General features: G+C 50.3%; 6 protein-coding genes. All 6 read left to right on the top strand.

Annotated elements, in window-relative coordinates:
- Positions 1–10: 10 nt before the first annotated feature.
- The 6 genes from QFZ80_RS21690 (at position 11) to QFZ80_RS21665 (ending at position 12,906) form a co-directional block, all read left to right on the top strand.
- Positions 11–1,198, top strand: a complete 1,188-nt coding sequence (locus QFZ80_RS21690) for a glycoside hydrolase family 88 protein (RefSeq protein WP_307560933.1) — start codon at positions 11–13, stop codon at positions 1,196–1,198.
- A gap of 24 nt (positions 1,199–1,222) precedes the next feature.
- Positions 1,223–4,336 (top strand): glycosyl hydrolase family 95 catalytic domain-containing protein, encoded by a 3,114-nt coding sequence (locus QFZ80_RS21685; protein ID WP_307560930.1) that lies wholly within the window; start codon positions 1,223–1,225, stop codon positions 4,334–4,336.
- 85 nt (positions 4,337–4,421) lie between these two features.
- Complete coding sequence (locus QFZ80_RS21680; RefSeq protein ID WP_307554270.1) at positions 4,422–4,607, top strand: hypothetical protein; 186 nt, start codon at positions 4,422–4,424, stop codon at positions 4,605–4,607.
- Entirely contained in the window at positions 4,547–5,035 is a 489-nt protein-coding gene (locus tag QFZ80_RS21675; protein ID WP_307564182.1) for a CBM96 family carbohydrate-binding protein, read from the top strand. Before QFZ80_RS21680 ends, QFZ80_RS21675 begins: the two co-directional genes overlap by 61 nt.
- A gap of 154 nt (positions 5,036–5,189) precedes the next feature.
- Positions 5,190–8,321, top strand: coding sequence for an Ig-like domain-containing protein (locus tag QFZ80_RS21670; protein ID WP_307560928.1), 3,132 nt, complete (start codon positions 5,190–5,192; stop codon positions 8,319–8,321).
- Positions 8,263–12,906, top strand: a complete 4,644-nt coding sequence (locus tag QFZ80_RS21665) for an endo-alpha-N-acetylgalactosaminidase family protein (RefSeq protein WP_307560925.1) — start codon at positions 8,263–8,265, stop codon at positions 12,904–12,906. The genes QFZ80_RS21670 and QFZ80_RS21665 overlap by 59 nt, the downstream gene beginning before the upstream one ends.
- Positions 12,907–12,925 lie beyond the last annotated feature (19 nt).

Raw genomic sequence — 12,925 nt, 5'->3', positions numbered from 1 at the left:
GGAGATCCCATTGTTTAAGGCTAAAGATGAAGGAATTCGAAATTTAAGCAAATACGCAGATGCTCCTGTATTAACCAAATCGGGTTGTGAAGACGCCATTCAATTCATACTTTCGCAGATCGACCGTAATCTGGATACGTTCACGGATAGGTTTCCATCGCCGTCCAGTACAAATAACATCTACGAGCCATGGGGCAATATAGAATGGACCCCAGGCTTCTGGACCGGGATGCTGTGGTTAGCTTATGAAATTACAGGCGAAAGGAAATATCGAAATACGGCTGAAGGTCAATTAGAAAGCTACAAGATACGGCTAAAAGAAAAAGAACATACGGCCACTCACGATCTGGGATTTCTCTATACACTTTCCAGTGTTTCCGCCTATAAGTTGACGGGTAATGAGGAAGCCAAACAGTTAGCGATCCAAGCCGCCGATTTACTTCTTGAACGGTATTTTGAGAAAGCGGGAATCATTCAAGCTTGGGGCGATCTGAATAACCCGAACCAGCGCGGTCGCATGATTGTCGACTGTTGCATGAATCTGCCTCTTCTGTATTGGGCTAGCGAAATGACCGGTGAGCGGAAATATACTCGAGCTGCTGAAACTCACGTCAAGCAAGCAGCTGCTCATCTGATCAGAGAAGACGCCTCCAGCTATCATACGTTCTACATGGATGTGGATACAGGGGAACCCAAGTATGGCAAGACATCACAAGGGTACTCTGATGATTCGTGTTGGTCGCGCGGGCAGGCTTGGGCTTTGTATGGATTCCCACTTAGTTATGCGTACACTGGGGACGCAGCATTACTAGACATCGGACAAAAAGTTACGAACTACTATTTGAATAGGCTTCCAGACGATTATGTATGCTATTGGGATTTAACATTCACAGAGGGTGAAGAAGAAAGAGACAGCTCAGCTGCAGCTATCGCCGTATGCGGCATGCTTGAGCTCATCAAACATTTGCCCTTGTTGGACAATAACAAACGCATATACGAGAATGCCTCTCTTCTTATATTGAAGTCTTTGAAAGACCGTTATACAGCTAAGAAGGATCCATGCTCCAATGGCATTTTGCTCCACGCTGTTTATGGAAAGCCGCTCGGAAACGGTATCGACGAATGCTGCATTTGGGGGGATTATTATTACTTTGAAGCGTTGGTAAGGGTTATGAGTGATTGGAAACCATATTGGTAAACGACCAGAGAAGGGAGGGACAATGTGAGAACCGTTACATTCGAAAATGCCCCGAGCAGTTGGAACGAGGCTTTGCCGCTCGGCAACGGACATTTTGGCGGTATGGTGTTTTTCGAGGATAACAGGCTGACGCTGGCGCTCAATCATTACGAGGTCTATTATCAGAAGCTCCATCGGTATAGTAAGAAGTACCGGAATGGTGAAGGGCATGATTTCTCGCTTCAATATGGACGCACTTTCGATGAATTGAGACAAAGGGCAACCGAGCTGTATCGAAATCCCGATCAAGGCCCATTACTTCTATATGGCGATGCATTATCAAACAGCAGCATGTACAGAAAATACGGCAAATCGGCGGGTGGATCCTCCCATTATCCCACCGGAGAAATTCATCTGTTTCCATCTCAGGATCTGGCGGAGCCGGACTACTATTCACTTGAGCTCGATGTTGAGAGGGCAGTCGTCAATTTACGGATCGAGAAGGGTGAAGAAAAGCTTGGCGTCAGAACATTTATCGCCAATGATGGTGATTATGTCATAACGGAAATCAGACAGACCAACGCCTTATTGCTAAAATCCGTGTCCATGTATGTCCCTTCCAGAAGGTACGTGGATATGAATGTGAAGTATCATCAGCTGGATGATACGACGTTTTACTATCTAGGTTCCTTCTATCCGGACGGCGAGGATAAGGAACAATACGATCCGTTTTCATTCATCGTGATGATGAAGTTGATCGGAGTGAAGGGAAGCACAGATGATTCTACCGATTCCGTTCGAATTCTCCTACACGATGCGGAGGAGAACATGACACTGCTGACAACGGTCATAACGGAGGAAGAGACCAAGGATCTGTTTCATACCGCCTTGCAAAGATTGAACACGTCCGTTTCTCGAGTCAAGGACATGGCAACGAGTCATCAAGACCATTGGAGAAGCTTCTGGAGTCGTTCCTCGATCACCGTGCCCGATAAAATGATCGAAGATTTATGGTATATCAATTTATACGCGATCGCCTGCTGCAGCGGAAAAGGAGGCAAAATGCGTGAACAAGCATGCGGACTGAATGGTTTATGGGACATTAAGCAGCCGACCAAGTGGGGCAGCATGTGGTACTGGGACGTTAACATTCAGGCTGCTTTCTGGCCGCTCTACACCGCCAATCACCTTGAAGTGGCGGAAGCGTTCAATGACGGACTGTTGTCATATGTCAGTCTTGCCGAGCAAATGGCGAAGCAGTTTTACGGTCTCGAAGGTGTTGCCGGGGATTACCCGCATGCGTTGTATTTGAGCATCTGGCCTTGGTGTGCGCAATTTGTATGGGACTATTACCGCTATAGTATGGATCTGGACTTTTTGCAAGAGAAGGCCTATCCGTTGTTTAAGCAGATCGCCCGGTTTTTCGAAGGCTATTTGCAGGTTGATGTGGAAAAAGGACGATATCACGTATTCCCTGATATTTCGCCGGAACAGGGTCCTTTGACCCGTAACTCGGTTTGTACGCTTTCATCGGTCAAATATTTGTTGAAGATCGCGAGCGAAGCAAACGAGCTGCTTGGAGAAGCGGAAGCCGACCGAATCAGGTGGAGGGAAATGGTAGATCGTTTGGCCCCTTATCCGAGAGGCCTTTCCAGTCGGTATGGCGATGTATTCCTGGATTCGGAATGGGCGCCCGTAGACTTGCATTTGCGACATCCCTCGCTGCTTATGCCGATTTATCCGATTGGAGAAATCAACAAAGATAGTGAGGAATCGCTGCGGAAAAGGGCAGAGAATACGCTTTGCTTCGCGGAGAACCATACCGAATTTGGAATGTTTCAGTTCGGTTGGCTCTCTTGCGCCGCCTCAAGGCTGGGCAAAGGGAATACGGCGCTGAGGCTGCTATACGAGCAAGGCATTGATTTGTCGCTGCGGAGCAACGGGTTGTTTGCCGAAGAAACGGAACGTTGGATGAACTATTGCAACATTACGAATGAGCCGTTGTATCACCCCAACATGATGGAGGCATCCGGAGAGATCGTTGCTTCGGTTAACGAGATGCTGCTGCAAAGCTATAACGGCGTTATCGACGTGTTCCCGGCGGTACCGTCGGGAGAGTCCGAGCAAGAAATGACGATAGGCTTGTACGAGCATGATGTTGAGAAGAAAGTGCGGTCATATGAGAAATGGAGCGATTGTGCTTTCCAAAGCTTGCTGGCTGTTGGGGCATTCGAGGTTAGCGCCGAGATGAAACAGGGGCGTACGATTTGGGTCAAGATCAGAAGCATGGCAGGAACCAAGGTTGTGATGCGCAACCCGTTTGGTTTGGCTGAGAAGGTATTTGTATTGCACCTAGTTGGAGCTTTATGGCGAGCGCTGGAATATCGACAGGATGATAAACAAATCTCGTTTGAAACGGTTAAGAACGGAGAATATGCGATTTATCCGCAGACCGAATCTTTATTGCCCGAGTTGTTCCTATCCAAGTCTGAAAAAGTAGCCGCAAATAACGGGAGTTATCCGCGTGTTCACGAGGCCCATACGTGTCGGAGAGTGTTTCTTGGCAAAAACAAAGACACGCATCATTTTAAGACTCTCGATCACTTCACATTCGATTATTATGCCGGCAATCATCGGGAATCAAAACTGGCAGCTTACCGGCTCGATTTTGGTGTTGATCCGGACTTGCTGGCCAAGGATTATTACAAAGCGCTGCCCAGACAGGCTCATGTCGAAGGCGTCCTCGGCCAAATGTTCCGCAAAATATCGCCGGAAATCGTATTCACGTCATATTCCGGTATCGGTTGGGAGTGCGCTGAAGATCTCATAGCGACGGATCGTGGGGAGCCTGACGAACTTCGAAGAGATTTTATTGGAGGTACTAGCGACAAGATTTTCATGATCGAGCTGCCTAAAGGCAGGTACGATCTGCTCTTTGTATCCGGAGATCGTGACTCACCCTCTTACACGGAGGTTGAGATCGTAGGGCAATGCTCATGGAAGCCAGAGAAAGCGCTGAAAGCTGGCGAATTTGCGACGGACATTTTGCCGGTCATGCAGCGAAAGGACGGTATCGTGAAAATACGATTTCGGACCGCTGAAGGCCTGCAGTGGAGGATCAACGTATTGATCCTCAATAAAAATTACCCTTATTTATAGAATGAACTACTGAAAGGAGGCGATTCCTGCATTTTGCTTGGTTGAAAGTTTAGCATGTTGATTTCAAAAAAGGAGCTGAACGGTATTGAAAGATAAGCAATCTTTGCGTGTATCCAAATTTGCTGCGTTATTCACGACTCTCCTCATGGCAACACAGACGCTAGGCCTTGGCACTCCAAGTTTGACGGGAAGGTCTACAATTAGCACAGCATATGCAGCCACTACAACAAAGATTCAATCGTCGGTCATTCAGGTTACAATCGACCAGTAGAGCTGCAGCTCAAAACGCCGTCAACGGGCTCTTCGTCGAGAAAGGTATATCTTTCGTATGACTTGATGGGCAACGCTTTGAAATATGTCAAAAAGGCCGATATCCAGCTCTATATATACGAGCTTATGGGAACGGCCCGATCGAGCGAAATCGTAAGTATTTATGAAGTTCCCGATTTCGACGAAACGAAGTTAACCTGGGGGAACGCGCCGGCGAACGGGGAGAAAGTAGGGGATGTCAGCTATTCGCGCGCTACCGCCAATACCTATGCCAGCCTGGATATTACGAGCTATATCAACAAGAAGCTGGCGGAAGGAGAAGCTTCAGGACGACTGAACTTCGTGCTCGCGATCGAGAGAATGGGCATGATCAGAAGGGCGCTCATATCTCGAGCAAAAAGAGGAATCCGGACCAGAAGTCCAAGCTGATTCTCGTGCAGGCCTGCCCGCGCCAACGCTTGAGGTAACCGGCATTGAGGACGGCAGCATCCACACGACGGGCGTCATTCTGGACGTGTCGTATGGGCAAAAACCGCTGCTTTGTCCTACTACGATCTGATATATTTTTAAGGAGGGAATAACTGTGAGCAAAATGAAACGCAGGAGTCTGAGCATAATATTGGTTTTGGTCATGATGCTGTCGGTAATCGGCGACAACCTTGCGCCATTGACAGCATATGCTGCCGACCCAGATGGATCCGAGGCTGAGCTGATCAGCGTGGCGGGGGAGACGCTCGAGCCGGGCGGAGGAGACGGACAACAAAGCAATCCGATCACCGCCAACGTCAGCGTTTTGAAACCCCAGATTACGACGGATGATATCGTTGCTTCTTCCACCGCGGCGGTTGAGCTGTACGATGACTCTAATTTCAGTGCAAACCAGAATACAATTTCTCTCAATGCGGGAGAAAACGATGTGTACATCAAAGTCATCTCGCAGGATGAAACGAATGTCAAGTACTACCGTGTAACCGTGAATTTAACCGTAACACAGCCGCTATCCGTAAGCGCTTACAACGTAATGTTTACCATCAACAAAGACGGCCAGCTGTTTGACGGGCATGGCAAAACGTTCACGCTGCGGCAGAATGGGGAAATAATTGATAACGGTTCCGACATTGGCGGCACGGTTACATTTGACGTTTACGACGGCACATATAATATTTTTGACGGCAGCGACGACACCGGCGAAACGGTTGCCGTCTCTGGAACCACTGCCAAAACGCTTAACTACTACACGGTTAAATTCAGGGCAGAGGATGCTGGTGCGTCTAATGGCTCAGCTATCATCGCTAAATACAACGACAACTTCATTGCCAGCGGCGCTGTGGTTCTCGGCGGCAAAACGCTGGTGATTACCGCTGAAGGAAGGGGGGGCGGGTTATCGCCGTCGGACGTGCTCGAAGCCGGATATTCGTACAAATGGAGCGGTGACGGCGCAAACAATCAAACCACCGACACGCTCACGATTAACAATCTGGACAGAAAGATTGATGTGCTCTGCACCGTGAGGGGAGGTCTGCGGTTGTATGCTGCGGGCAGAAACAGCACAGATGCCCCAAAAGCATACATGAAGTTGCCGGAGGTTTTGACTAGTGGACAAATGACGGTTCAGTTCGACTATGTCACAACGGTGACCAGTCCGAACACAGCTGTCTCCTTAGTTCACGGTAGTGCAGCAGCGAATGCGGATGTCGTCAACATGAACGCCCTTGTGCGGTTCAATACGGGTATTGGCGCATATAACGGCACGGCTTGGGGTGCTGATAAAATCTCCCGTTTAGAGGTAAATAAAATATATCATGTAAAAACTACGATTGATATGACCACGAAAACATACAGCGTCTGGGTAACGCCGGAAGGCGGCACGGAAATCGAGGTTGCCAAAGACTTTGCATTCAGGGCAAAAGACCCTGTAAACATTGCCGAACTCCGGGTGCTTGATACAAGGAACTCAGGCAATAACGGGATTACAAGGCAAATGTGGATTGAGAATATAGCAGTATCCAAGAAGCCGGAGCTGATGGTTCTTCTGGATGGTGAACCGCATCCTGACATCAATGGAATGGAGTTCACATTGGTGCAAGATAGCGACGTAAAGGCTACCGGCGTCAAGAACGGCTACAAGGTTATCTTTAATGAAAAGTTGAATGACGGCATATATGACATATATGTCAATGGCACCAATTCTAACATAAAGCTCACGATCAACAACGGCGGAGGCAGAGCGACGCTCGATCTGGGCACTGATGAGAGCAGGGCGAGGAAAGCGCTTCAAGAGCTGAACACGACCATTGAGGGGCGTGGCCTTAAAGAGGACCGCTACACCCCAGCTACATGGGTGCTGTTTGCCACGGCGCTGGCCGAGGCGAAAGACTTGCTTCTCGACGATACAGCGACGGCGGAAACGCTCAATACTGCATTGAGCAACCTGAGCAACGCGTATGAAGCTCTTGCGCTTATCCCGCGTGCTAACGGCATCTACAAGGCCGCATACGCGGATAAGTTCGGCGGCAACGTAGTTCGCACAAACCTGGGCAACACTACCAACGGCACGACTTACCCGAACGGCAGCTACTCGTCGCCTCCGGCCGGTCAGCCGAACGACAGATCTGTCCTGGGCGGCTTCCACACCGGCAGCGACCCCCAAACCTATAGGGCGAAGCCCGGTGCCGGCGTCACGTTCCCTTTTACTATTCACAAAGACGGTGAATACGGATTCATGCTGAAGTTCTCCCGTGTCAATTACGAAATTGAGGACTATATCAGCGTATATGTAAACTACGACCAGGTCGAAAAAAATGAAAACGGCTCTCCGAAAACGCCTGGCAATTACCGTATTCCCCTCGCTGGCAGGGACAGCGAGCTTGTGTTTGTTGAGTCCGACATTTGGACGATGGATCTGAAAGAGGGCGACACCATTTCTCTGGTGCTCGACACCTCCAGTCTTGACGTAGTGGACTATCCAGACAGAGGCCTTGTAAATATCGACTATATCTCCGTCTGGGAGGTGGATCAGTCCTACACATACGACTCCTTCAACCGCAACTTCTACCTCCTGACGGGCAATGAGATCATTATTCCGGAGCCCGTGACCTTCCCGCTCACCTGGACCAGCAGTAACCCGGAGATTGCGACGGTGGATTCTGTGACTGGAAGGATTCAGACGATCAAGGCTGGGGACGTCGTCATTACGTCCACTGGTACCGGCGGTACGTTTAAGTACAACCTGTACGTAAAGAATAACGAAGACGAGATTAGGCTGAAAACCGCCCAAGTCTCGCTGTGGGATACGGAAAACAATGTGTTTGACCCACCGGCAGTGGTACGGAATAGCAACGCCAATGAAGTCCCGGAGAACATCCCGATCGCGTTATCCGGGCTGAGCGGAGGGATCAGGGTAGGCAACGGGTTTGTGGATACGATGGACTACGTCCCGGTCGGCTCGTCTATTGGAATCGACGTGCCCGATGCCGTCGTGGATAAGCCTGGATTGTATGACATCACCCTGAACTATGCGAAAGGCAGCTCTCAGGCGAGCGGCCAATTGGGGCTGCTTGTGAACGGCCAGCTTGCTGGCACATTATTTACGAGGACAACGTCCAGCCTCGCCAGTACTGAACAGTCGAACATCGTTACGGTGTATCTGGAACCCGGTGATACAATCGGCATCCGCGACGATCGTCAATCCGAAGGACGCCGTCGGGCGCTTTAACAGCTTGACGGTCACCGAGAACGTGGTGATTCCGCCGTCATCTGTTACACTGTCCACTCCCGCCAGCGTGAATCATCAGGACCAGACAACGCTGAATTATACAACTGTCCCCGCGAACGCTACGCCGGCCTTTGAGTGGACAGCCGCCAACACCGACATTGTGTCCGTGTACGGTAACCTGGTGGTCGGAGAAAATGTCGGTGAAACAACGGTTACGGCGACTTCCATATACAATTCGGAGGTTAAATCAACCGGGACGGTGACGGTTGCACAAAACAATAGCGTGTTCAGCATCGAGAACAATAAAATGAAGGTCTATCTGGATAGAGACTTCCCCCGCGCCATTCAGTATGAGATGAAGGCCAGCGGCGCGAAGATCGATGGCAACCGCACCAAGCTGGACACCCTCAGACTGACGACCGGCATGACATACAGCTTAAATACGTCCCAGGGGTTGACAGGTTCAACGGTTAAGGACTACAAGCCCGTCGTTACAACCGGTGAGCCAATCCTGAACGCAGACGGTAGCCAGCATGTTATCTATACCTTAAAAGTGACCGAGTTGAACGCGGAAATCAAGATCAAGGTGACGGTGGAGGGTATGGTGCTCAAGTTTGATTTTATCGAGATTAATGAGAATCCGGCCAACCGCATTTTCACAATCGAAATACCTGATCATAATCCGGTAACTGTCAGCAATTTTAGTACCGGCTCCTCATTTGCCGGTTCCAAAATGGAAAGCAACATCGGAAGGAGCGGCGACAGTTTCTTCAATATAGGAGATATGTTGACTGGCTCCGATTATTATAACTACGCCTTTGTGTCCAACGGCAGCGTGGCCGCCGGCATCAAGAGCAACGCCTTCGGGTTGACTGACGGCAGCGTGGCAAGACGCGTATTCGCTGACACCAAGCGAAACGACTCGCTGGTCACCACGAGTCTGCTCAGCGGCTCTTGGGTATGGCGATTCCCTGATGCGACCAAGAAATTTATTGACTATGAGGGTATATACGGAGAAGCGCAAGCCTTAATAACCAGAACGTATACAGATGAACCCTACGAAAGGGATATGCCGCATGTCTGGGTCGTGCTGGCGGAAGAAAACAACGACGACGGCATCGTTAACTGGCAGGATGCGACCAATGAGTTCCGCAGTGTCGCTAAAGTGGCGGTCGGCTCGGACAAAATTGCCGACGCGGTCGTACAACGGCTTATTATGTCACAGGGCAACGAAACCAACTACCCGTATCTGGCATCGGTGGACGAGACCAAGCGGATCTCGCTGCATACGGACGGCTTGGGACAAATCATCCTGCAAAAATACCATAACGCAGGCAACTGGGGCGACTTCAGCGTCTACGATGACCAACTGGGTGGCTTGGACGAGTTCCGGAAATTTGTCGACATTACGACCAAACAGTACAACAGCTTTGTCGGTGTCCACACCAACTTTACGGAGTATTTCGCGAAGGTTGACCAGTTCAGCTATGAAAACGTGGAAATGCAAGCCGACGGAATTACCCCGCGAAGCAAAGGTTATGTAGCGTTTGGTTACTACCTGCACCAAGCCTATGTGATCGACGACCAGATGGATGCGCTGACCCGATATAATGAGAATGAGGCAAGTCAGGAAAAAAGCCGTTTTGAGCGCATGAATCGTTTTAAAACCGATATACCGGATCTGGGCTTCATTTACAGCGATGTGTACTCCCATAACGGCTGGCGCGGAAACGCCTTGGCGCGGGATTACGAGGATAACGGCCTTGCGTACTTCGTGGAGTGGCCGTACGTCGCAGAGGAATCTGCCGCGTGGGCGCACTGGTCCGTGGAGAAGAGCTACAGCCCCGCGTCGCTCAAGGGATACTCCAGCGATATTGCCCGGTTTATCTTCAACGACACCAAAGACCGCTGGGATAACTACACGACCGACAACTGGAAGGCCGACATTGAGGAAACCCGAGTGCCGAACAGCGCCTTCTTGCTGATGGGCGCCGATACGACCTCCTACGAGGGCTGGGTGCACAACGGCATCAACGAATATGACTCGATTGTTGAGAAAATCTATCGCAACAACATCCCCACTAAGTTCATGCAGCACTTCCCCATTACGCGCATGGAAAAGGATAAGGATGGCTGGGCGGACTACATCGAGTTTAATAACGGAGATGTGAAGGTTTATGCAGAGGGTCATGAGAACCCCAATAACGAAACAAGAAACAGCAAACGTATCATCGAAAAAGACGGAAAGAAGATTTACGAGCAGGTCAACACAATAGGCACCGATCAAGGTTCCACCAAGTACCTGATACCGTGGGACGAGGGCGACATGCAAAAGCTTGATGAACAAGAAGAGAAGGAGATCAAACTATACCATTGGAACGATGACGGCGGCAGTACGACCTGGGAGCTGCCCGACAGATGGCTGGACCTCGAGACCGTCTATATGTATAAGTTGTCCGACCTGGGCAAGATTTCTGAACAGGTTCTGACGGTGGAGAATGGAAAAGTTACTTTAAATACGGATGCAAGAACCCCGTACGTGGTGTACAAAGAACAGCAGGATATGGATGTGGACGTCGAATTCGGCGGGGGGCAGTACGTGTATAACCCCGGCTTCAGCACCGGCAGCCTCAAAGGTTGGAATACGATAAATGGCAATCCCGAAGTAGTGCGTAACGACAACACAAATATGCCTCTTTTCACCACGGGCGGAGCCGCAGTGGAGCTTAACTCGAATGCCGACAACCACGGCAGAAGCCGCAACTGGGAGCTTGCGGTCAATGACAGTAACGAAACGGAGGTCAGCCAGACAATCACCGGCCTGACGCCCGGCGACGAGTACGCCGTTTCGGTTATGGTGGAGGTGCAGCGTGGCAAAACGCGTAAGGCGTCCCTCATAGTGGATACAGACGGAGATACGTTCTCCAATTATACAGATTCTTCCATCTTGCTTAACTATGACCGCTATGACTCCAAAGAAAAAACCGGTATGCTCCGTATGCGCGTCGTATTCACCGCGGACGCACCCACGGCGACAATCCGGCTGCACGCCGCAGCGGGCGAGGGCGAGGTGCGATTTGACAACATGCGCGTGTACAAGACTGCCACTCCTACGCCGAAGACTCCGGTGACCGACGGGAAAACGATCCTGTATCAGGATTTCGAATCCTCGCCGGACGGAACGACTGAAGCGGGTACGGCCATCAACAAACCCACCTTTGAGGGCTTCTTCCCCTTTAACCTTGGCAACGGCGGTGGGTTTCGCGAAGCCAGAACGATCATGCAGCGCCGTCATGAACCCTATACGCAAAACAATACTGTACCCGATTGGGGCGATAACGCGCCAGAAAGCGTAAGAAACTTTGTGCAGCCCACGAAAGACCAAGCGGGTAATACCGTTACTGGCCAGTGGTGGGATACCACGACCATCCCGGTTGATCTGGTTGTGGACGGCAATACCTCATTCTCTAATATCACTGGAAGCGCGGGCATCATGTACCAGACCACACCCCAGAGCCTCCGGTTTGAAGAGGGCAAGACATACCGTATCAGCTTTGACTACCAGACCGGCGTAAACGGCATCTTCGCCTTTGTGCTCGGGAGTGGTATGAACGGGACAATGAGTCAGAGAGCTTCTTCGACAACCGTGGAATTTACAGGACTCCAGCACTACGATTATCTGCAAGGCACGATGGGCCCGTACTTCAACAACGTTAAGTCGAACCGGTCGGACGACGGCGTGCCAATAACCGCGATGCCCGAAGGCTGGGCTGCCAACGGCACCTACCGCAACACCGACATTAAGACAGCGGTTCCAAACTGGAGAGGATATTATGAGTACGAGTTCGTGAGCACATCCGACCAGACTTGGTTCGGTATTTTGCGAAACGGCGACACCCCGGCGCCGAGCGATAACCCCAACCCGTTTATCATCGACAATCTGCTGATCGTGGAAGTGCCGGTCGTGCAAATCGATAAGACAGCTCCAACAACTTCGGATAATGCTCCTGCTGGCTGGGTGAACAGCGACGTTACGGTTACTTTCAATGCCAGCGACAGCGGCTCAGGCTTAGCGGGCACCTTCTATGCGGTGGACGGCGGTATCGAGCAACAAGGCACTTCCGTTTCCATCACAGTAGAAGGCAGTCACACCATCTCTTACTGGAGCGTTGACAAGGCAGGTAATGTTGAATCTCCACATACCGCGATTGTGCAAGTGGATAAGACGGTCCCAACGTTTAATGTCGTTTTGGATAAACCTGTTTTGTGGCCGGCAAACCACCAAATGATTACGGTAAGTGCGTCCGTGTATGCCAATGATAGCCATTCAGGAATCGCATCCATCTTGCTTACTTCCATTACAAGCAACGAGTCGGACAATGGATCAGGAGATGGTAATTCGTCGACCGACATTCAAGGTGCAGAAATTGGCAATTTGGATACTGAATTTATGCTCCGTGCTGAAAGATCTGGCAAAGGTAATGGACGCATTTACACCATCACCTATACGGCTTTTGATCAGGCAGGCAATAGGACTTCCGCTTCATCAACCGTTACGGTTCCTCATGACCAAACTGGAAAGTAATTGAATAATTATCAAATTA

Origin of the sequence: Paenibacillus sp. V4I7 (assembly GCF_030817275.1) — a bacterium.
Lineage (GTDB): Bacteria > Bacillota > Bacilli > Paenibacillales > NBRC-103111 > Paenibacillus_E.
Note: the sequence above shows the minus strand (reverse complement) of the source record. Positions and strands in the feature narration are given on the sequence as shown.